This window comes from Streptococcus suis (assembly GCF_046032515.1).
In the GTDB taxonomy this organism is placed as follows: Bacteria; Bacillota; Bacilli; order Lactobacillales; family Streptococcaceae; genus Streptococcus; species Streptococcus suis_AL.
Genome location: NZ_JARQPJ010000019.1, coordinates 1 through 23,403, shown reverse-complemented (window position 1 = coordinate 23,403; position 23,403 = coordinate 1). Strand labels below are relative to the sequence as shown.

At 42.0% G+C, this 23,403-nt stretch carries 20 protein-coding genes; all 20 read left to right on the top strand.

Annotated elements, in window-relative coordinates; genetic code table 11:
• The first annotated feature begins 4 nt into the window (after nt 1–4).
• Nucleotides 5–868 carry an LPXTG cell wall anchor domain-containing protein gene (locus P7J49_RS08820; RefSeq protein ID WP_408570464.1) on the top strand — a complete coding sequence of 288 codons (864 nt, stop codon included), beginning with the start codon at nt 5–7 and terminating at the stop codon, nt 866–868.
• Nucleotides 869–894: 26 nt separating this feature from the next.
• Entirely contained in the window at nt 895–5,289 is a 4,395-nt protein-coding gene (locus P7J49_RS08815) for an SspB-related isopeptide-forming adhesin (RefSeq protein ID WP_408570463.1), read from the top strand.
• Nucleotides 5,290–5,456: 167 nt separating this feature from the next.
• Nucleotides 5,457–5,813 carry a hypothetical protein gene (locus P7J49_RS08810; protein WP_024419443.1) on the top strand — a complete coding sequence of 119 codons (357 nt, stop codon included), beginning with the start codon at nt 5,457–5,459 and terminating at the stop codon, nt 5,811–5,813.
• Nucleotides 5,814–5,825: 12 nt separating this feature from the next.
• Nucleotides 5,826–8,390: an SEC10/PgrA surface exclusion domain-containing protein gene (locus tag P7J49_RS08805; protein WP_408570462.1), complete on the top strand. Its 2,565-nt coding sequence runs from the start codon at nt 5,826–5,828 to the stop codon at nt 8,388–8,390.
• Between the two features lie 15 nt (nt 8,391–8,405).
• Nucleotides 8,406–9,032 (top strand): hypothetical protein, encoded by a 627-nt coding sequence (locus P7J49_RS08800; protein WP_253220231.1) that lies wholly within the window; start codon nt 8,406–8,408, stop codon nt 9,030–9,032.
• A 3-nt stretch (nt 9,033–9,035) separates the two neighbouring features.
• Entirely contained in the window at nt 9,036–9,599 is a 564-nt protein-coding gene (locus P7J49_RS08795) for a hypothetical protein (RefSeq protein WP_408570461.1), read from the top strand.
• A 14-nt stretch (nt 9,600–9,613) separates the two neighbouring features.
• Nucleotides 9,614–10,036: a single-stranded DNA-binding protein gene (locus P7J49_RS08790; RefSeq protein WP_408570460.1), complete on the top strand. Its 423-nt coding sequence runs from the start codon at nt 9,614–9,616 to the stop codon at nt 10,034–10,036.
• Between the two features lie 192 nt (nt 10,037–10,228).
• Nucleotides 10,229–10,486 (top strand): hypothetical protein, encoded by a 258-nt coding sequence (locus P7J49_RS08785; protein ID WP_024389276.1) that lies wholly within the window; start codon nt 10,229–10,231, stop codon nt 10,484–10,486.
• Entirely contained in the window at nt 10,479–13,628 is a 3,150-nt protein-coding gene (locus tag P7J49_RS08780; protein WP_408570459.1) for a VirD4-like conjugal transfer protein, CD1115 family, read from the top strand. Before P7J49_RS08785 ends, P7J49_RS08780 begins: the two co-directional genes overlap by 8 nt.
• Nucleotides 13,629–13,726: 98 nt before the next feature.
• Nucleotides 13,727–14,206 (top strand): hypothetical protein, encoded by a 480-nt coding sequence (locus P7J49_RS08775; RefSeq protein ID WP_408570458.1) that lies wholly within the window; start codon nt 13,727–13,729, stop codon nt 14,204–14,206.
• A 118-nt stretch (nt 14,207–14,324) separates the two neighbouring features.
• Nucleotides 14,325–16,622 (top strand): pLS20_p028 family conjugation system transmembrane protein, encoded by a 2,298-nt coding sequence (locus tag P7J49_RS08770; protein ID WP_408570457.1) that lies wholly within the window; start codon nt 14,325–14,327, stop codon nt 16,620–16,622.
• Nucleotides 16,623–16,626: 4 nt separating this feature from the next.
• Complete coding sequence (locus P7J49_RS08765; protein WP_024389280.1) at nt 16,627–16,911, top strand: BRCT domain-containing protein; 285 nt, start codon at nt 16,627–16,629, stop codon at nt 16,909–16,911.
• A gap of 137 nt (nt 16,912–17,048) precedes the next feature.
• On the top strand, nt 17,049–17,354 hold the full coding sequence (locus P7J49_RS08760; protein WP_104930932.1) for a hypothetical protein: 306 nt from the start codon (nt 17,049–17,051) through the stop codon (nt 17,352–17,354).
• Nucleotides 17,354–18,001, top strand: coding sequence for a hypothetical protein (locus P7J49_RS08755; RefSeq protein ID WP_024389282.1), 648 nt, complete (start codon nt 17,354–17,356; stop codon nt 17,999–18,001). Before P7J49_RS08760 ends, P7J49_RS08755 begins: the two co-directional genes overlap by 1 nt.
• A 15-nt stretch (nt 18,002–18,016) precedes the next feature.
• Nucleotides 18,017–19,966, top strand: coding sequence for a virulence factor (locus tag P7J49_RS08750; protein ID WP_104930931.1), 1,950 nt, complete (start codon nt 18,017–18,019; stop codon nt 19,964–19,966).
• A gap of 13 nt (nt 19,967–19,979) precedes the next feature.
• Nucleotides 19,980–20,240 carry a hypothetical protein gene (locus tag P7J49_RS08745; protein WP_029175399.1) on the top strand — a complete coding sequence of 87 codons (261 nt, stop codon included), beginning with the start codon at nt 19,980–19,982 and terminating at the stop codon, nt 20,238–20,240.
• 13 nt (nt 20,241–20,253) lie between these two features.
• A complete protein-coding gene (locus tag P7J49_RS08740; RefSeq protein ID WP_408570456.1) occupies nt 20,254–21,591 on the top strand; it encodes a CHAP domain-containing protein in 1,338 nt (445 codons plus the stop codon).
• A 12-nt stretch (nt 21,592–21,603) separates the two neighbouring features.
• Complete coding sequence (locus P7J49_RS08735) at nt 21,604–22,191, top strand: hypothetical protein (protein ID WP_408570455.1); 588 nt, start codon at nt 21,604–21,606, stop codon at nt 22,189–22,191.
• A 151-nt stretch (nt 22,192–22,342) separates the two neighbouring features.
• Nucleotides 22,343–23,161, top strand: a complete 819-nt coding sequence (locus P7J49_RS08730; RefSeq protein ID WP_029997235.1) for a ParA family protein — start codon at nt 22,343–22,345, stop codon at nt 23,159–23,161.
• A partial coding sequence (locus P7J49_RS08725; protein WP_408570454.1) for a hypothetical protein occupies nt 23,161–23,403 on the top strand: 243 nt, incomplete at its 3' end. The genes P7J49_RS08730 and P7J49_RS08725, both read left to right, overlap by 1 nt.

Here is a 23,403-nt window from a genome sequence, read left to right as displayed (position 1 = left end):
ACATATGAGAACCAAGGACTTATATGATGAAAATAACACACTGAAGCTAACCGTAGTATTTGGGTTGGCAACGGGGGCGGTCTTAACCTATGGTCAGCCTGCATATGCAGAGAACACCGCTTTAGAAACTTCTGCAACGGAAGTTGTGGCACTGCCAACTGATCCAGTTACCCCTGTTCCAGCGGACAATGCGGGGGATGATTCACCAGCTGAGAGCGAAACGACTGTCGATGTTCCAACTGATTCAACTGTTCCAATGACACCAACGAATACGACGGAAGAAATTCCAGTCGATCCGACATTGCCAACGGAAACTTCTGGCGAGACAACAGAAACGCCAGAAGCACCAAAGGAGTCAGAAACTCCAACTACCCCAGGGATGACTGAGACACCAACTGACTCTACCGTTGTTCCTCCAAGCGAGCAACCAAACACAACAGAACCGTCAACGGCAGTTGTAACTGACAACCAGCCTACAACACCGACTACGCCACAAGCAACCGAAAATAACAACACTCAAACGGCACCATTACAGCCTCAAGTAGATCCATCTCCTACGGTTGAAGAAGATTTTGAACCAATCGTAACGGACCAAGGCTACACTGTTATCAGTACTGAGAATAGTGTTGTTACGGTTGCTAACGTCGATGGTACAAAGCCGACAGGGAAAGCTGAAGACTTTGGTGGCATAACTAATCAAAACGGAACCGTTTCTTTCATTACGAAAGAAGGGAAGAAGGAAACCTTGCCAGAAACAGGGGTGGTTGAAAATATAGCGCTAACCTTACTAGGATTTTTACTCCTACTATTTGGATTTACTATTTCTGGTAAAAATAATACGTCAGAATCACGCTACATTTACTTGTAAAATCAGAAAAGGATGAGATTTAAGGTATGAATAGAAAAGAACTTTTTAACAAATCGGCAGAAACTCAAGCGCGGCAGCGTTTGGTAACCACGAAGGCTTATGGTCTCGTATCTACAATAGCTCTTGCAGGTGCCCTTACTGTTGCTGGCGCTAATACCGTATCAGCAGATGAAGTAACGACATCAGTTGCGACGGAGACAGTGGTCACAACGGATAATCCAGCTACTAACCTGGTTGAAGTTCAGCCAGCTACACCAGTTGAAAATACAGACCTTCAAGCCCATGCCAATACAAATACTGGGGCAATTGTAACACCTGTTGAAACACCAGCGCTTGATCGAGCAGTTGCAGAGGCAGAGGCAAACGGTGTAGTTGTGACCAAGGGTGAAATAGCGGTCCATGATAGCCTTGAAGCCGCTCAAAATGATACTGCCAATCAGGAAGCAGCTGTAAAAAATGCAGAAGCCGAAAAGGTTGAAAACAACGAAGAAATCGCAGCCGCAAATGCTACGAATGCTCAAATCGATGCAGACAATGCAGCGGAGGCAAAACGTGTTGAAGAAGCCAATAAACAAGGTCAAGAAGCAACAGACCAGCGGAACAAAGCTGGCCAGGAAGCAGTAGAGGCACGTAACAAAGCAGGTCAAGAAGCAGTTGATAAACGCAATCAGGTGAAACTGGATGATATTGAAGCAGAAAAGTTAGCAGTTGAGGAACGCAATAAGGCTGGTCAAGCAGCGACAGACCAACGAAATAAGTTGGGCCAAGAAGCAGTTGATAAACGCAACGCAAACGCTCTGGCAGAATGGGAAGCTAACAAAGAAACCACCATCGCAGCTGATGCAGCAGCACTGGCTGGCTATAACGAACGTAAAAAAGCAAATGAAGAAGCTAACGCAAAAGGTCAAGCTGAAGCGGATGCAAAAAATGTAGCATTGAAGGCTGAGTATGACAAAGCTCTCAAAGAATACAATGACTTGCTTGCTGACAATGATGAAATTCAGAAACGGAACGATGCCGCTGCAGCCGTCGCAAAAGCAGAAAATGAACGTTTGCAGGCGGAGTATCAAGCTAAATTGGTTGAAATAAAGTCAAAAATTGGTACAGAAGGTAATTTGTCAGAATTAACCTATCAATCTTTAGAATTTAATTCTGAACCAAATGCACATTATGAAGCATCTGGGGTCATCAATAAAAACGATTACGGGTTTGTGTTACAAGATGGGGAGAGCTTAATACTGACCTATACAGGTATCGAAAATTCCACATACAATAACACAAAAATTGGTAAGGTAGTTTATACATATACCGCTAAAGAAGATGCTGTCAATTTGTCTCCCCTACAAGATCCAACCGTAACAATAAACTTTGTTGGAATGAATGGTTTAACAAGTGCAGGTGAAACTAGACTCGGATTTAAAGCGGAGTATTATGACGAAACAGGGAAAATAATTGAATTTACCAACGATGCACCAGCTCTTATTAGTCTTTCGTCCCTGAATAGAAACTCACCTTATTCTGGAACAGGAACAGGTGAAGGAGTGGAGCTTACAAGTAGTAATACGACCTTTATTCCAATCGTTGGTTCAACTATTGCAAAAGATGGGAATAAAATCTACTCCTCTATTATTGATAATTCTAACTCTGATAGAGGCGCACGATTTGACGGTACTAAAGGAGGGGTAGTTACAAATGATCCTAATAATTACTGGGATACATTAGATGGACCTCTTCGTTGGTATGGTGCAGGTGTACTAAAAGTTGATAGTGGTACAAATATTTCATTTGATATTGTAAATAATTGGGCAAACTCGGAACAAGGTAACACGGGGGCATACTATTTTGGCTTCAATACTAGGGTTGCTGCTCCTGTGTTACCTCCATTACCACCCCTCAAAGAAGTAACCCCAGAGAAGCTGAAACCAGTTCCTGCTACACCACCAAAACTTGAAACGGTAACCTTTAACCCAACACCGTTCAATGAAGAACCACCAACGCCATCTAAAATTCCAAACGAACCAACATTTGAAACGTTCACTCCAGAGGTCTTTACCCCTGAAACGTACACGCCCACGCCGTATACTCCTGAAGTCTTTGTTCCTGAAACATTTACCCCAGAGGTATATAATCCAATCACACCAGTTGTGAAGCCACATGTACCTGTTCCAGAAGCGAAAACCATTAAAGCAACGGTCCATCCAGTTGCGGTCAAGGATGCTCCTGCTATCACAAAAGATGTTGTCAATGCCGAAGGAACTAGCATCGATGGTGAGCTGGTTGCGAAAAATTCAACTGAGACGTGGGTACTCAATCCAGGTACACTGAAGGCTGGTCGGGAAGCAATGACTTCCGTTGTCCTATCAGATCCTTTCCCAGCTGGAACAAAACTCTTCAAAGATGGTACCGCTAAACTTAGTCCAGAATGGTTAGTTTCCTATGATGAAACTGGCAAGGCAAGTGTGACTCTGTCTGCAAACGGACTTGCCAAAGTCAACGCAGACCTGTCTAAAGATTTCGTCCTCCCGACATTTAATGCCGTCTTCACGGTATTGAATGATGCTGCAACGTACAAGAACACTTACACACTGACGTTGACAACTAAGTCAGGCAAGACCTATACGGCAACGTCTAACACGCCAGTGATCTACACACCAGGTTCTGAGACTCGTACCTACAACGGTAACGTAGTCGTGCGCTACTTTGATGAAGATACAAACAAGAAAATTGCACCAAACCAAGTAGACCTTGAGGATGCCAAGGTTGGCACAGTATACAATACCACGGACCAAAAACAAGAAGTTATCGCCTATAAAGGCAACTTGTACAAACTTACTTCAAAAGTTGTCGGTACTGAAACTGGTAAGGTAACTGACGGAACTATCTATGTTGATTACTTCTACAAAGTGGTTGAAAATGAACGAGGTAAAGGTAACGTAGTCATCCACTATGTGAACGAAGATGAAAAGACAATCGCAAATGATGTTGTAGACTCTTCAAATGTTCCAACAGGTACAAGCTACGATACCACGGACCACAAACCTGTAAAGATTACAACTGAAGATGGAATCGAGTACGAACTGCTTCCTGAAAAGACAATGGGTCAGGAAACTGGAGAAGTTATAGAAGGAACTACGGAAGTGACTTACGTGTACAAACGTATCACACCACGTCCAGAGACACCAACTCCAAATGATAGCTTGATTGAGCCAGAGAAACACATTTACCAGGTGGGCCAATCAAGTGGGGCTAATTTGGACGGTCTTCAGCTGCTTCCAAACAAAACCTATTCCTATACCGCTGTCACAGACAACAATCAATATAAGGGACTAAAAGCCACTCAGGCAGAAATCCTTAAAGGCTTCCTACCACTGGTTGATGATTCTCAAGACAATACAGTTCTGTTTGACTTCTCTACCTTGAAGACAACCTTAGCTGATGGCCGTGACGTATCTTCTGACTTTGAAGTGCGGTCTTATGAAAGTCTTGAAAAAGCGGATGCTGAAGTTGTAGCTATCCTAAAAGCTGCTAGAATTTCTCCAGATGGGTATTTCTCAGTTGTAGTTCCTAAAGGTCTAGATTTTGAGGGATACTTCAACAAGTACGTGTTCACTGGTTTGAACCTGTTCCATACCTTTGATGTGAAAACTGGGAATTACATTGGAGACTTTAGCAATAAAGTATGGCAAGTTGACTTTGGAAATGGCTACGCAGGCAATACGGTAGAAAACAACGTGCCAAAACTGGATGGTATCAAGAAGATCCTGGAGGCAATCGGTTCTAATAAAGACCTGACTGGCGGTATCATTGAATTGGGCCAAACCTACCCAGCTAAACTTTCTTTCCCAGTTGTCAAGACAACGATTGATGGCAAGTTGAAATCACTTTATGGTATTGAAAACTTCGATGAAAACTTTGACGAGTACAATGGTGAGTTTTATGTCTTTGCTTCAGGTGATATGAAACTCAAAGACGGTTCAATCATTAAACTAGATGAAGAACTGACTCGCTACATTGTTCAAGAGTTGATTCGAGATGAAAAGACAGGACAAGTTGTGGCGGTTAAGTACACTGTGAATCCTGAGTTCTATGACCTTCTAGCAGAAGGAGAAGAAATCAAGATCGATGTCTACTCAATGTTGAAACGTATCGCTTACGGTGAAAATATTGAAAATGAGTGGACAGTCTATGTCAACGATGTTGAAGTAGATAAGGATATTGTTACGACTAACACACCTAAGCCTCAGGAAGACACTCCAGAGAAACCAGAAACTCCTGTTACTTCAGGAACGCCAGTAGCTCGTACGCAGACACTTCCTTCAACAGGTGAAGAAAGCTCTATGGCTTTGGCTGCACTCGGTGCAAGCATGGCAATCGCAGGGCTTGGCTTAGCTCGTCGCAAGCGTGATTCAGAAGTTGACTAGTCTTTAATTGCAAAAATCCAGGTTCTTACAGGACTTGGATTTTTTACAAAAGTCAATGATAAAAAAAAATAAAAATCATTGACTTTGCAGATTTTATAGTGTATAATAATATTGACCTAGAAAAAGTGTAGGGTAAATAATAGCAACGGTGAAAGGGGGGCGCTTTATTGAAAAAGTTGCATCTCAAGCTATCCAGTAAGGCTCATGCAAGATTAACCAAATATATTGAAGAGCAGTACACAGTACTTGAAACCACTAGAAGTAGGGATGGAACCTTGGAGATGACCATTAGGTCTAGGAGTGAAAAACCTCCTGAGGTGGAGGAAGCTCTAGTAAACGAATATCTCGCCTGGAAAAAGTTAAAACAAGAGAACCCTTCAGTTGGTACCTGGTATCATGTTCGGCATGGAGAGCCTTATGGGCTATCTGGATGGCAAGTTAAACGCATTCTAGAGAAAGCTGGGGTGTACGATCCTAGTTTACAAAATGGAACACACTATAAAATCAAAAATAAAGAAAGTTAAATAGGTGATAAAATGGAAAAGAAAGTAGTTAAAAGTTTGGCAACTGTTGGTGTATTGACTCTTGGATTAGGTTCTGTGACAACTTATGCAGAAGAAACTACACAAGCTCCAGGTGCTGAGAGTGCTTCAGAAGTTGTCCAGGCTGAGAAGGTTGCTGATACAGTAGTAACAGCTGAACAAGTGTCAGAAGCGAAAGCAGAATTGGAAGGCACTACGCAAGAGGTAAATAAGGCACAAGCTGTTGAGCAAACTGCTCAAGAGCAAGCAACTCAAACTGAAAGCAACGTAGAGCAAGCCCAGACTGAAGTTACTGAAGCACAAGCGCTTGTAGATGAAGCAACACCTGAAGCAATTGTAGCACAAGAAACTAAGGTAGTAGATACAAAGGCAGCAGTAACCCAAGCTGAAGAAGCGGTAACAGCTGCTGAATCATCTGTGACAGAATCAAAAGGTGCAGTAACTCGACAACAGACCGTTGTTGCTGAAGCGGAAAAAACTGTTTCCAAAGAGCAGGCCGATGTAGACCAAGCACAAGCTGAAGTTGACAATGCTCAAGCTATCCTAGATGGTACTGGACAGTCTAAGCTCATTGCAGAGAAAGAAGCAGCAGAGATTGCCGTTGCTGAAGCGGAAGCTGCTGTAACAGTAGCTGAAGGTGACCTGGCAGCAGCGCAAGAAGCGGATAAAACACGTGCCATCATGCTTGATGCCAGCGAAACAAGTCTCAGAAACAGAGGAGTTGACGTGGCTAACGCCAAGCAAGCTCTGGATCAATCAAACGTGACCGCTCAAAATGCGGCAACTGCCTTGTCAGAAGCGAACAAAGACTTGGCAGCAGCAACACAATTGGTTGACAGTTTGACTAAGGAATTGGCTAGCAAGAATACCATCACAGTTCCATCAGGATATGCGGAGGCACTCAAAGCATTTGCAGCAGATAAATCTGAAAGCAACAAGGTAGCAGTCGCTAACGCATCTGCAACGGGAGTTTCGTTGAACCAATTCAAGTCACTAGATAGTGACAAGCAAATCGTTATCTCTGATGTCAATAACTTGTCTCAAGCGCAACGTGAGGAGTTGACACTTTTTGCGGTTGACTTGATGAATCAAGTTCGCAAACAAGTAGGTACTTCAGCTGTTGTTGCTAATCTGTCTGCTATCTCATTTGCAGATGATGTAGCAAACACTTCAAAATCTTTGGGCCATGACTTGCAAGCTATCCCAGCCGCAGCAGGCAGAAAAGGATTAGACAGCACAGATGGCGTAAACTACTATGAGAACTTCTCATCTGGTTACTTTGATCCACGACAAACTGTTACGATGGATGACCTGAAGAAAGCAGTCTACAACACGATTTCTGAAATGCTGTTTGATGATGCAGACTCAAATTGGGGCCATTCAACTTCACTTGCAGGAGTTCGTACCACAACAAACTCCAAATATATCGGTCTTGATGTGAGCAAGCTTGACTATGAGTTTTCAACTGGAAATACAATGCCACTTGGACGAGTTCATATCCTGGGAGTAGCAGACAGTCAAATCGAAGATGCTAGCAAGTTTGACACTACTTCAAATCTATCATCACGCAACATTGATGATGAGTTAGCAGCGGCTAAGTCTGCTCAATCAACTGCCCAAGCAACTCTCTCAAAAGCTCAAACAGCTGACTCTGATGCGAAAGCTGCTCAAACTTTGGCTCAGAGCAATTACAACAGCGCTCTAGTTGCTCAAACAAGAGCACAGGAGGAACTTTCCTACTGGCAAAATAAAACAGTACAAACTCCTGGAGCCCTTGCAGCACTTCAAACTGCTAAAGATAACCTGACAGCTGCTGAAGAACGTGCCAAGGAAGCACAGGATGCGGTAAATGCTTTCTCAGCCGACGTTGCGACTAAAAAAGCTAACCTTGATGAGAAGAAGGCTAAATTAGCAACTCAAAAAGCAGAGTTGCAAACTGTTAAAGCTAACTTGGATAAAGAAAAGCAAGAGCTTGAAAACTTGCAGGCTAAAGTCACTGAGTTTGAATCAACTCTTGCAAAAGCTAAGTCAGCTCTTGCAACCGCAAAATCTAACCAAGCAGCAAGTGAGAAACGCTTGAATGACTTGCTAAATGCTGATGACGTTCTTGCCAAAGCGCAAGCGAAATTAGATGCTGCTAAAGCTACCTTGGCAGAAAAAGCGGAGGCACTTGAAAAAGCTAAGTCAGTCCTTGCTGACTTGCTCGAAAAACAAACGATTGATCAAAAGAATTACGATATCCTTTTGGCCCGCTTTACAGCACAGGAAGAAGCGAAGCGTCAAGCAGAACTAGAAGCCAAACGAGTAGCCCTTGAGACAACAGGACAAGTTGCTATTCCAGTTGTAGATGCAACAGGTAAAATTGTTGATTACGTGGCTGGTAACAAGCCAGCACCAGCAGGAACAACAAAAACTGTTGCTCGTCCAGTTTCTACCTCATCTAGCAAGAAGGCAGCATTGCCTGAAACAGGTGATGCAGGAAGCATGGGACTTCTGGCAGTAGGTTTGATGACTTTGTTCTCAGCAGTTGGTTTGGTAGACAAACGTAAGAAAGGTTAATCAATGCTAGAACTGTTGATTTTTTCAAAAAAGGTGACGAAGATTGTCAGACCTTTGCTTGTATCACTTATTTTGGTCGCAGCGGCAGCTTATGCCGTTACAACCTATACAAGTGAAGAGATTGCTGAAATCATCAAGTGGGGTACCCTTGGAATATCCGCTATTTTGTTGGTCATTGGCAGCATTGTCGCAAGCGTAACCGAGGATTACCGTCGCTATATCAAGTACCCATATCGGTTGATTCTGTGGAGTGCCTCTCTGACTTTGTTGGGAATATTGTTATGGCAGACTGACGGAGTTCTTATCCTAGTAAATTCTGTTCCGTATCTGGTGGGGGCTTGGATTGTTCTTACGCTCTACCATAGACAATTTAAGCGATTGATTACAAGTCTTGTCTTGAAATCTGAGCTTGATGACGAGCTGGACTACATTCCACACGATATTGAGAAGTCAGCAGCGATGGTAGCCAGTCAGATGGGAAATTCCATTAAAGAAAAGTACCGAAGTAAAATTAAGACAGTAGCCCTCACTCCAGGTAGGAACGGAGACACAAAGCTGATGGATTTTCCAGTCGGATTTGTGACAAATAAAAAGCGCCCTTCAGTACTATTTGAATTGATCGCAGCACTAGAAATGGAGTGAGAAATGACAGAACAGCAAAAAGCAGTTATTACCAAGGAACAAGCTAGATTTTTGGCACATCTTGAGCTGAAAAGCTATGCTGTCAAAATGGATGCCATTGCCAGAGCAAATACAGAACTGACTTTTCACAGTGATTATGACCGAGAAGAGTTTGTGAAGGCAGTCATGGCAGATGATTGGGTCATTGACACGGGCCATTATTTAATCAATGTATTGGCTCCTTTGCAGGAAAAAGGCTTTATCACTGCAACCACAAATAATAATCCATTATCAGGCGAAGTTGTGTATACTGTCACGGCCGACGTGGCGAAGGCGGCACTCTTTACCGAGGAGGAACTTGGAAGCATTAAAGCCTTGCAGCCATACGTTAAGACAGAATTTTTGATAGCGGAGTATGATGCCATTAAACGCTATGGCCATGTGATGGACTGGTTGAATGAAGCTGACCAGGGACCTGGGACAGTAGAGGAAAGCGAAGCAGCTTCTCCAGAAGGATTGACTGTTGCAGATTCCAGTTCGGAGGAGCCAACGGTACACCATGCCAAAGCCAATTATCGTATCAAGTAAGAGGAGGAGAAGAGATGCAAACTTTTATTGCTGACGGAAGAGTAGCGAGCATTCCAGATGATGCTGTCGGTAGAACTTCTAAAGGAAATGCCAGCTTCAAATTCGAGTTTGTTTGTGATTCAAGTCTACAAGATGAACAAGGAAAACCAATACCAAGTTATTTCCATGTTCAGATATATGGCAAACAAGCTGAAGTGATGGCTCAAAGTCTTGTAAAAGGTTCTCCTATCCTGGTAAAGGGAGAAATTATCCAACGGGCTTATCAAGATAGTCAAGGCCAACGTCGATACTATCAATATATTTCCCCAGACCAGAATCGAGGGATCACTTTTCTGGAGACTAAGGATGCAGCCAACAGACGTAGACAGGGAATGCAGGTTCCACCGCCACCGCCTACTGACTATCCAGAACCATTTGATTCAGGAGAACCCTTCTAAACTAACAAAGTAGCATGTGAGATAAACCACTCACGTGCTATTTTTGTTTTAATCAGGGTCCTGAAGCCGCTGTTTATATATAAAAAGTTATATAACTTTTTATATATAGTTTCTACTTGTCCCCTTAACGCAGAAAAGGCTAATATCCCTTAGACTAAGAGTGTGCAAAAATATAAGAAAGGATGGTTGCTTATGATGAAGCAACAAGTAGAATATCAATCAGATGATCTGATGGCTGATTCACTTCAAATAGAAAATTTTCTGAAGCAAGGTAGAACATGCCATCTATATACTGTTCAATTGGGCATCGAAGCAGGTGTTAGCTCCTATCTGGAGCGTTACCAGCTAGCTTCCTCTCAGCAGAAATTCAAAATTTTCCTTTTCTCTACGCTTTATGGTGAGAAAATCAAACGCTTTTTAGAAGATATGCGAGGTGAGCAACGTGTTTAGTTGGCTAGAAGCGATTTATTACACTCTGGTCCAGCTTGCGAAGATTAATCCCTTTAATGCAATACTCGTAGTCAGTTTTGTCAGCTATCTTTGTTACCAGGGGGTTAGGACTATCAGGAAGTCATTGCATGACTTTCTTCAGGTGATGAAAGGCTTTATAGATGATAAAGATATCATAAAACAATACTTCATGGACAAAAAGGAAGCGCTGCCACATCCCTGGAGACATCGACGTGAGGTTGACTGGGGCTCAGCTGGAAAAGAAATAGGGAAGAAAGCCTGGCGATATTTTAAACGATATGCAACAATTGTTCCCTCATTCTTGTTCCTGCTCCTGGGGAATATTCTTTTTCGGCTCATCTACAAACTGCCCTTTATTCAACCAGACAGGAAGCGTTTCGACAAAGAAATGAAGCCTCTGCTATATTTCAAAAATGTTCGTAGCTTTGTGCTTATGGGGATAGGGTTTAGCTTCATAGCCTTTATTATCACAAACTATTTTGTGACTGTATTAAGGGCAGCAATTCGTTTTCTTTATTTCTCGGTCATGAGTTTGCGAGATAGTAGCCTAGTAGCTAGCTTTGACATCGATAGCTTGTTAATTCAAAACCTATTCAATGCTAGGGTATTTGTGATTGCTCCAATTCTGGCAGTGCCTATCTTTCTGGTTAGTTTGGTGATAGCTTGGCGATCAGCTTGGGTAAACTTTGAGCAGTATCGAGACTATAACCACAATGAAGAAGGTGATGATCGCTTTGCGACAGTCAAGGAAATCCACCAACAATATAAGAAGGTCCCAAACAAGACAGAAACCTATCCAGGTGAAGGAGGGGTTCCTGTTCTCCACGAAACAAGGAAGAGCCTATCAGGACTAACTCTAGGTTCTCAAATGCTCTGGCAAAATCGGACGTTTAGCCGTTATCTGACGAACGCAGAAAGAATACTAGGGATCTATTCCAAACCTTCAGGAGACTACTATATAGAAGACAGCACAACAAACATGCTGGGTATTGGTATGACTCGTTCAGGTAAAGGTGAGGGCCATATCACGACAACAATTGATATTAATAGTCGGGCTGAGATACAGCCGTCTATGGTCTTGGCTGATCCGAAAGGTGAGCATTATCAATCCTCTTACAAAACCATGCGTCGACGTGGTTATGATGTCAATGTCCTATCTTTCCAGAATATGGACTGGTCAATGTCTTATAACCCTCTAGCTCTAGCAATTGCAGCTGCAAAGAAGGGCTACTATGAAATGACTCAGACAAGGGTAAATGCAGTCGCTGAAGCAATCTATCGTAAAACAAAACCAGGTGTTGGCAATGGTAACGCAAAATACTGGGAAGATACGTCTATTTCCCTCTTCAATGCGATTGCTATGGCTTTAATTGATCGTGCTAATGAAACCTTTAAGAATGGAGAAACGGATGCTTGGGACACGGTCACTGTTCGTAACATTGCCAAGTTTCTAACTGATTTGGGTTCAGAAGAAGTATTTGTTAATGACTTTGGAGAAATCGTTGAGAATCCAGACCGTGATCAGCCAGTTAAGAAGAAATCAAAAATAACAGTTTACTTTGATAACTTACGTAAGATTAACCAGGAACAGTTTTCTAAGTTTAGAGATATGGCAGACTTGAACTTCAGGTCCTCAGATTTTGCCTCTGAAGAGACCAAGGGGAACGTCTTCTCCAGTATGATGTCTGGAATCAACCTCTTCTTACAAGACAATATTGCCAAGCTCACGTCTAAAAATTCTATTGACTTGGAATCGGTTGGTTTCCCACGTCGCCTGTCGATTAAGTTCCGATCAAGCTCTAATGTCGCTATGCGTAACGAATACGCCCACAAGACGGCCAAGGTTACGATTATCAGTCAAACAGCTTGGGGCAAATCAACTAGACAAGTTGTTCACGTAAACGCAGCTACGGCTCTTATCGATGGAGAGGGCTATCTAACCTATGTGATTGAGCCAAAACTTCCTGATAAGTTTGTAGTAACGATCGATTTTGATCAGGAGAACAATGGTGACTCTATTATTCGTGATAGCACCCTCCAATTTTCAGCTGAAAAAGTTTATAAGAAACTTGGTAAGGTAGTTGCTCTGGACGAGTATACGAAGAAACCAATATTGGATTATATCAAAGTCTCCATCCTAGATAAGCAAGCAGACAGTCTTCTCCAGGAAGAGGATATTGAATTTGTGTATTCAGATAATCCAAAAGTGATTTACCTGGTCACACCGCCAAACCGAACAGAATACAACAGTATTGTATCTCTGTTCCTGGATCAGCTGTTTAATGCCAATTATGAGCTGGCCCTGTCGAATGGTCGTAAATGTGTTAATCGCATCCTCCATATTCTAGACGAGTTCACCAATATTCCAGCCATTCCTCATATGGACACCAAGATTTCAATCGGTCTTGGTCAAAATATCTTATACTATCTCTGGATTCAGAACCTCAAGCAGCTAACTGACAAGTACGGTGAGAATACTGCTGAAACCATTAAGGAGAACTGTTCGCTCACAGTTTATATCAAATCAACGTCTAATACTACGAACACTTCCATTAGTAAGGACCTCGGTACTCGGACCATCACACGTCGGAGACGGTCAAGCAATATCCTAGATGAGGCTAATCCAAATGTAGCCATTGAAAATCCAAAACAGGAACTTCTAACGCCTACACAGTTAGCCAAGCTACAAGAAGGAGAAGCGGTTATCTTACGTGGAGTTAAGGGCCGTGACAATGTAGGTCGCAAGATAACAACGGACCCAATTTTCCTACACGAGAAAACCAGTCTACCGTATCGCTATATGTTCCTTCAAGAAGAGTTTGATCATTCGATGACCTTGGCTGATATTCCTGTAGAAAGTGGCCATAGAGAGCTTGACTTGCAGGATATTGCAGTAGGGGCCCAAAGTACCTTTGGTAAGATTATTGATTGGCGGATAGCTCTGACGGACCGTATGAGGACCAATGGAGAAACACCTAAATTGGCTACGAGAAGGCAGGAGAATAAACCATTTAGTCAGGCCCGTTTCACCTCTCCAGTTGAATTAACTCAAGCTGTAATTGCTGAAGTTTTCGATGATGAGGACGAAGATGATATTTTCTTTGTAGATGATGTTATATAACAAGGTAAATAAAAAGTTATATAACAAAATATATACCCATTGAGTGAACATAATATTTCTGTTATAATGAAGCCAAGAAATATCAAGGAGAGTTCACTATGAAGTTTAAACGTTATCTAAGTCTATTTGTACTTGGCATCGCTCTAGTTGTTTTGGTAGCTTGTGGTCAAAAAACCACTGAAGATATTGTCAAAACTGAATTAAAGGATAGCTACGTTGGTTATTCTGAGGAGTCAGGCGGTGGATATCCGTTTAGAGCTGGGGATGATATATTAACCTTTGATAAAAAAGATAATTCAATAACGAATAGCTACGGAGACATGAAATACTTTTCTGTCGTCTCTGAAGAAGATATACCGTCGGACACACAGCGTGTAATTGACGAACTATCAAATGAACTAGAGGGGACTGATAATTTTACAATAATTGTTAGTCGTGAAAAAAATCCAACTTTAAAAGATTCTGAGGGAGCTTATCAAATTGCACTGTCAGACGGCGGAGAATCTATTCGTATTTTTTACTTAGGACGAGAGCCACGCAGTTTTGGCTACTATGATTTCTCAGGCAAAGCTAAATAAAGAAAAGTCTCAAATTTGAGGCTTTTTTTGATACCTCCCGTAACTTGTCCCCTTAACGCAGGGATCCTCATTATCTCTTATGATGAAGGTAGCTGATATAGAAAGTAGGTGCCTTTAATTGAATTATGATACTTTTTCCGATTTGGTCAACGATCTAGAAACAGGATTTTTAGATATTAATGGATCGATAAATGGAAATATTACAGGGGATAATGCGGAAAAGCTTGCTTCCTTTTATAAATACTGGAGTAGCTATCTTGAATCAATTCCAGCCTTCTTATCCTTTTTAGCTTATATTCCAGGAGGAATTGCTAAAGCTCTGTATTCCATTACAGCTAGCCTTGAGCGTGTCTTTAACAATATGTTCAAGCTCTTTGGTTTGTTTGGTTACTTAGGAGATAGCAACACGGTTATAGGTCAGTTCTATTTTTGGTTTCAAGTTGTAGGAACAAGCCTCTTTAGCCTAATTCTGGTTGTTTCGGCGATAACTGGAGTCTTTACAAAGCCAGTCAAGTATAAAGGGGTGATTACCAATTTCCTCCTAGTCACAATGGTGACGGCCGTTCTTCCTCTAGCCTTGACGACTATTTCATCTGTCATGGCCCAAGATGCGATGAATATCCAGACGATTTCTAGTGAAGGCACAGATGGGAGTAAGCATTATTCATCCTTGGCGATCCAGCCTATGAAGAACAATATCGTAGATCTCAAGGTGTTGATCGACAATGACTTTTCAACGGAGCTTTTTCCTCTAGATGATTATGGCTACATTAAGCCGCCAAAAGAAGGTTCAACACCCGTAAATAATATTACGGATAGTCCTGGTAAACGAGATACTAGCGATTTTCCAACACGAATTGATTTTGGTGCTACCTATGGTGCCGCCAATTCTGAACTGTTGAATGAAATGGATGACAAACAAAAGGGATTAAAGGGATTATTTCTTCATAAACTTAATGCTAGTCAGACAGGAGTGGAGACGATTACTGAACACCGTGTTGTCGGTCAGTTAAATGCCTTTGAGCCAGTCTATATGCGGTACAAGGTCAACTGGATAGGGATGTTCATGCAGTACATTATCCTGATTGTTTTGTTGATTTCTATGTCAATCAAGTTTGTTAAGTCGGTCTTCGATATTGTAGTGGAAGCCATGATTTCACCAATCCAAGGGTACTCTTCCTTGTCCAACTCTAAGAAGTATAAAGAGCTTTTACGTACAATCGGGGGCGCACTGGCAGGCATCTTCTTTGAGGTTGTGATTATGCGTGTAACTCTTGAAATCTTCCGAGATTTGCCAACCTTGTCGGTTTCGGCAGTAACAAAACTTTCAGGCGGTTTCTTTGATGGACTGAACATGTGGGAACAGTGTCTAGCCGCCTCCTTGGTATATATTGGCGTTTTCCTGGCAGCCATGCAGGGTGTGACCATGATCGAACGTTGGCTGGGTGTTTCTACTGGACATAGTGACACTGCACAGCAATTGCTAGGTGCGATGATGATGGGAAATGCTTTTGCGACTGGAGCAGGTGCAGTTGGTAGCGGTGCTATGGCACTGGGTGGTTTTGGTCTTGATATGGCTAAGAAAGCCCCAGGTGCAGTTGTATCAGGAAGCAAAGTCCTTGGAAATAGTCTAGCAACGACAGGTGGCGGTATTCGAGGAGCTTTCAACGCTGCTAGGGATCAAGGAGCTTGGAATGCAGCTAAAGGTGGTGTCAGCAACATGGTAGACCTGGCTGATGTGATGGGCAAAGAAGCAGTAGGTAAGGCGAAAGACTTTACAGGTGCTATAGCGGACAATTTAGGTAAAAAAGAACAAGCTGCTCATGATGCTGTCTACAAAGGTTTGAATAATGATGCGGTTCCGCCACGACCAGGTTTTAATGATAATGGGGAGTATACTTTAAATCCTTCAGGTCAGTACGGTGGTGAAGGACTATCTCCTGAAGCTCCTTATGAATCCCAGGCGGTTGACAAGGGCGATAGTAGTCCGAATGACGGAGGTATTACCGATCCAAACATACAGTCAGCAGAAGTGTCTGACAACACCGACAGCGGTCCAAGTGGTGGAGGTATTATAGATCCAACGGCACCGCCTACAGAGCCAACTGGTGAAGCCTTTGGAGGCATCAGTGACCCAACTGGAACTCCCTCAGGAATATCTGGTAACTCCTCTGGTGGAATTAAAGACCCAGCTTCTTCATCTGAAAAAAGCACTCATCCAATTGAAAATAGCCCACTTCCAAATAATCCCCACAACGACTCTCGACCAACTGGCGGTTCAACCCCTCCTAGACGTAGTCTCGATCAATCGATGCAGCAAATGAACTACATGAAGCACCAAATGCAGCAAGCAGGTCAATACATGCAAGGTCAATCGCATATCAGCGGTGCAGAGATTGATGAAAATGAGGAGTAAATCAATGTTTGATGTTGCGGGTAAGGTTATTGTGATCACAGGGAGTTTACGCCCAATGACCAGGCAAGATGTGATTGCCTTTCTGGAGCGTAGAGGGGCGGTTGTTCAGAATTACATTTCGGCTCAAACAGATATTCTTATTGCTGGTCATAAGCAATTAAATCTCTTTGATCCTGATAAACGTTCCAAGAAATATGAGGCTGCTATGTCTAGAATAGCAGAAGGCCAGTCAATCATCATTTTGTCAGAAGAAGAATTTTTCAATATGGTTAAAGAGTCTCAGCTTTGAGGCTCTTTTTATGCATAAAGATATATAACTTTTTATATAACAAATATCGTGATTGTCAGCTAGGCAGTTTGTCCTCTTAACGCAGGAAATGTCATTATCTCTTATGATGGAAGTATTAAGAGAAAGGAATTAGATATATGGATGAAAAATACGGTGTTCCACGTGACATCTATGCCAAAGTAAAAATTATAGGGCTCTTTATGGCTGATATAGTCTTTGTAGGAGGTTCAGCGGTTGCTGCGGTATCTGTTGGGACGAAGATATTTCCAACTGGCCAGTGGCCACAGTTGCTTGCTTTTATTCTCTTAACACCTCTGATGTGCCTTTACTTGGTTCTACCAACAAATGGTGGAAAGAAAAATTGGCATAGTATGCTTCTCTTTTTCAGAAGACGAAGGAAACGTTATATTAGCCTTAATTATCAAAGAAGGGAGGTTCACTAATGGCTATTAAGCAAGCACAAACACAGCCAATTGAAAAACGTCCGTTGGGACGAAAACAGGATACGAAGAAAGGCGGTCAAGAGTATTTTGACCTTCATTCCTGTGTGGAACTGCTCGATGTCAAATCAATCATTGATAACCGTCAAGCTTATATTCAATTGGTTGATTATGGCTATCTTCAGCTGATGGAGATTCCAGGGAAAGACTTGGGGTCGCTCTCTTATAACGAGATTAGACGTACTCTTGATAACTTTGAAACCTGGCTAACCAACTTTAACACAGATATTCAGATCGAGACCACGACTTTGCCAACTAACACTGATACTCAGATAATGGATCTTCGACACCATTTGAGCAAGGTTCGGCAAGAAAAAGCGAAGTTGCTTCCTGACTCTCGCCGATACTTGCAACTATTGGATCGTGAAACATTGCTTATCAATGAAATTCAGGTTGAGGAGAGCATTCAACAAGAAATTTATAATACAGAGTTTATCCTCTGGCTCTTTGCACCTACTACAACAGAACTAGACGATCTGGTTCGTAAGGCCAAGACGAATGGAAATGGCGATTTTGTTCCACGTGAAATTACTAGGGTTAAGAAGGAACAAATTATCAAGCAGTATAACAACATGAATGAAAAGGTTTAAGAAGGGAAGGATAAGATGCCAGAACTATCAAAGCGTAGACAGAGACAGTTAAAAGCCCAGGGATATGACCTGGCCTTTCTCAGTCGGATTCAACCACAAGGAAATATTGATTTCAAAAAGGATGACCGTTCCTGGGTAAGTGGAGATGGCTACCATACAGTGCTTCATTTTTATGAGTACCCCTCAGAAGACTTGGACCGTTTTTGGTTATCCGACCTCATGCTGATTCCAGGAACACGTTCTTTTCTATCGCTTTACCGTGCAAATAATAAGGAACTGAAGGAAGACATAAAAGATGCCATCGAGGAAAAGTCAACTCGTATTACAGGCAACAGCAAGATCGTTGATAACCAGCGAGAAATGGATGAAATTAAAGATTTGACTCAATTGGATAGAGAGATCTCCAAGAAGAATATTGCAATGCTTGGTATGTATGTTCGGAATTATTCTTCAGCATCGACTAAAGAAGGTCTCTTTAAGAAAGTAGAGGACATTAAAGATAAGACTTCTAACTTCAAATCAACAATTCTCTCAGGTGAATTGGATTTTGAGTACCATGCACCATTCATACCAGCACAATATCAAATAGATTTGCCTAATCATAGAAGAGGTATTCCGATTAGAGCACGTGATTTGGCAGGTGGATACTTCTTTAACCATACCAAGCTAGAAGACCAAAGGGGTGTCTATATGGGATGGACACCGACCAAGGGAGCTGTAAACTTCAATTTCCTAGAACGGGATGAACGTCGGACTCGCTCGTTTATGATTATTTCAGGGAATCCGAAGATGGGACAACGCTCCTTCCTTCTGAAGCATACAGACGGCCTCTATTCCAAAGGAAACTATATTCGTAATTTTGATGCCAATGGAACATTCCTAGATCAAACAAGGCAGCAACATGGCATCATACTTGATTTATCAGGTGAAGCCAACCGCATTAACATTTTTCAGGTGTTTCCAACAGTTACCAACGAGGCAGGGACAGAAGTTGATAAGAAGAAATCCTATAATCTTCATATTCAAAAACTCAAGAGCATTTTCAAGCTACTTAATAGTGAAGTAACAGGTGATGATCTGACGACTTTTGGCGATATGCTTAATGAATTTTACATTGAAGAAGGCTTGTGGGCCCGTAATCCTAAGCTGAATCCAGAGAGACTGAAGGCTACGGACTTGGTAAACGAAGAATATCCTATCCTATCTGATTTTATTTTGTATGCAGAGGACTATAAGCGTAGTCTGATGAGCCAAAGTAACCCTGATGAAATAGAAATTAAATCAGTCAATCGTATTCATAAGACCTTCAATGAACTGCTAACAACAAATGCTGAGATGTTTGAAGGTACAACAGAATTTCAGGACATTTCTTCGGAGCAAGTAGTCACCTTTGACTTTTCAGGATTGAAGGGGACACCGCATTTGCTCAATGCTCAGATCTTTTCGGTTCTATCTTTGGTATCAGCTGATATTGTCAATAATGGTAAACGCTGTAAGCAGCTCATCAAGGCTAATCCAAGTCTGACGGAAATGGATATGGAGCATTATATTGTGAATATCAGTGAAGCTCAAACCTTGATTAATCCCAAGTATGAAAGCAGTGTGGAATTGCTAGCTGATATGATTGATTCTATGGGAGAGAACTTTGCAGGTGTAGTGTTGTCAGTGAACTCACTGAGAGGTATCCTTTTTGAATCAGGAATCGGTACTCATAAGGATCCCTACGTGACAGCAGTCCAGCGTATCTTTGGATTGATGCAGTATCGTGTGTTTGCACAAACAGATGAGACGAGCATCCCTCTGCTTGCTAATGCTCTAGCAGGGTCTATGAACCAATCTGAGTTGGAAACACTACCTCGATTAGCTAAGGGCCAGCTCTTTATGAACATTGCAGGAGTTGGGAACTTAGTCTTCAACCAACAATTATTGACACCAGAAATTCAACGTTATGGTGGCATTCAGTAGAAAGGATGAGGGTATGTCAAATAAGAGACAATACAAACTTGGCCCAATTGCAAGACGAAAACAAGCTATCAATAACTATTTTACGGTCCGTAGAATTAGAAACCAAGAAATTAGAGAATATTTTGCCTCTGAAGGAGAATCTGACCCTGAACGTTTGGCTGCTCAAGAAGCCCGTGATCGAGAGTTTCTAAAAAGTCTGAAGAAGTTAGGCATCGGATTCATTGTCTTTCTAATGTTCTATGCTGTCATAAAAACTATTCTAGGCTTGTGGTAGAAAGTAGGGTGACGTGAAAAAAGTTGTTTTCTTAAAAATACTGGTTCCACTGATTTCATTCCTTTTTCTAATCAGCATAGGCGTAACGATATTAGTAGGGGTTTTAGGTGCTGCTATTGGTGGGACACAAGAAAATTGTTCAACGGAAATAGTAACATCGACCTCTACGCAGTCTTCTGTATATTCAGGTGACGGTTCCATCGATTCATTTGTTAAGGAGCACAAGGAGGCTTATATCCTCTCCTGGAAGGCAGGTGGTTTTTTGCCATCTGCCTCCATTACTCAAACGATGATTGAAAATGGATTCAATTTCTCTAATCCTAACGGCACTTCTTTCTGGCAAGCTCACAATATGGGAGGGGTAAAAACCTCTACGAAGAGCGACTTTCCAGTTACAATTGCCACCTATGGCGAAGATAGTGTGGACCTATCGGGTACTAAGCCTGGAGCCAATGTTGGAGATGGAACAGGTGGAGCTTATACCTGGTTTTCAAGTTATGCAGCAGGGATCGTCGGTAAGGCAGAGTTTATGGCCCATCAGACTCTCTATACTGGAGCGATCAATAATACAGACGGCATTGCTACTTTAAGTGCCATTGCTGATGGTGGATGGGCTACAGATACCACTTATAAGACCAAGCTGATAGATATGTATAACACCCTTGGTAAAAAGTACCAGTGGTTGGATAAAGAGGCTATCAGTGCTCATGGAGACAAGCCATACAAGGCTGCTGCTAGTTCTGGTGATAGTAGTCCGTCAGATACTTTAACAAGTACAAGCAAAGATTGTAGTGACTCTTCTTCAGCTGTCGCTACTGATGGGACAGGGAAGGTTCCAGCAGATGCAACTGCCTGGGGCTATAGTCCAGATAATATTCCAGAGAGTTTGAAGCAGTATATTATTGACCCGAAAAGTCTCGGTATGGCATACGCAAGCTCTACGGGATGGTTTAACCCAGGTAGTGATTCTTTTGCAGGTCAATGTGTCAACCTAACTATCAGCATGGGTAATCACCTCTGGGATCATTCAGGATCTGTTATTGGAAACGGGAAAGACCAGGCTGCAGCTTGGGCTAACATCTTTGGAAATACTGTTACAACAACACCTAAAAAAGGAGCTATCTTCTCTACGCAGACTGGAGGCGGAGGATATGGCCACACAGGGATTGTCTGCCATGTGTTTGAAGATGGTTCAATCTTGATTGTAGAACAAAATACAGTGCTATCAGGTTGGGATTATTTCAAGAAGCCTTATACCTGGAACTACCGTGTATGGAGTCCAGAACAGCAAAAGGCAGCGATCACTACCTTTGCCTACCCAGATGGTAAAGAACCAAAGCTAGGAAAGTAGAAGGATAAATCAATGAAAGAATGGATGAAAGAAAATTGGGTATATGTAATCGTTGTTGGATTAATGCTTATTTTCTCAGGAGTAGCAGCCTCCAAGAACTTCACGAGCAGCAAGCTTCAGGAAGAACCAAGAAGTGAGCAAACTAGCCCGTCAGAGGCTGAAACTGAGTCAGAACTAGTCCCAGAAACTGCGGATGAAAAGAACTATAGAACTGCCAAATTGAAATTAGAGCACCCGTATACAGAAAGCAGTGAGGAGGAGAAAGAACAGGTAGCCCAAGCATTTGAAGAAGCCATTCAGATGATCGGTCAAGCCAGTCACCTGACTGAAGTAAAAGGAACGATAGAGAATCATCTGTCAATGAGTCAGGATGCTATGGTTCAAACTTTGACGATGGCGCTCCTGGTAAATGAATACAGCTACCAAGCCTCTCGGTTGGAAGTGACAAAGTCAGAAAGCGAGGACGTTGTCCAATTCCTTATTGTATTGACTAAGGCTGGGGAAGATAATTGTTACTTTGTTGGAAACTTCAACACTACCGTCAATCAGATTCAGCTGAAGAATTATGTTGGTGGAAACATTGGTGGAACTTTTGGTTAATTAAACAATAGAATGCATAACAATATGACAAAAAGTTATATAACAATTTGTGCATATTTTGTTGACAAAAGGAGTTGTATGTTGTAAAATAAGTATATAAAAAGTTATATAACTTTTTATATAACAATATCAAAGATAAGGGAGTCTCTTCATGAAAATTCAAACAACAAACCTAGACAAGGGTGGCGGTGGAAAAAGCAGCCAGACCTACAACCAGGGTGATTGGTTGTCACGTATTAAAAATAAACGGACCCTGTTGATTGATGGCGCAAGAGAATGTAATTTAACGCATTCCTTCGACGTAACCAGTGAGAAGACTATCTATGATATTTTTACATCTGGCGAGTATGAAATTTGTCGCATCAACGATAATCTTAGTCTCATTCGTGGGGATGAACGCTTAACGGATGAACAATTAGACCTATCCAGTAGAAATAATAAATACCTTCAGCTGTTCATGTGGTTTAGTGAGCATTACGATGAGCTAGCAGAACAGTTTGATATTATCTTGATCGATACCCACAATGACGAAAGTCTTGTGACAGCTAACTTTATTGCTGTTTCTGATATCGTCTTAGGAGTAACTGATGCTTCAACGAATGGTTTTCGTGCCTGGCTTGCTCTCAAAAGGTTTGTAGATCGGATTAAGAGTGAGGCAATTGAGGTTATCACCAAGAAGAGTTATGTCAAAGCAGAGCCTTATATTATTGGCAATAAAATCGAGTATTACGGAAACAATGTAACAGATACTTGTAACCAATTCTTGGATGTTATTCAAGAAGATGAGGCGTACCTGGGTTCTATTCAGAAGAAAGAGTTGGTCGCTAAGAGCTTGGTCATTAACCAGAGTGTGTTTGAGCAGCGTGAACAAATGACAGACAAACAAAAACAAGCACACCAAAAATTTTATGATAATATAGAGTATGTCTATCAAAATATCTTAAGAGTACTGGAAGGAGAAGTTGCATAATGCCAAATAATCGTTTTGCTCAATTAAAAGAAAGCTTTGAGAAAGAACCACCAAAAGAACGAACGCCAGCTCCACGTGCAGGAGCTAATCGAAAAGCACCTGATAGCTATGATAGAAAAGGGCGTTTTGTCTTTTCGCTACACCATGACGTACGTCACAGCAAGCTAGAAGACCTAGTAGTTCACAATAGAGCGAGGTCAGCATCTGATTACTTGGAAAAATTGATTATCCAGGAATGGGAG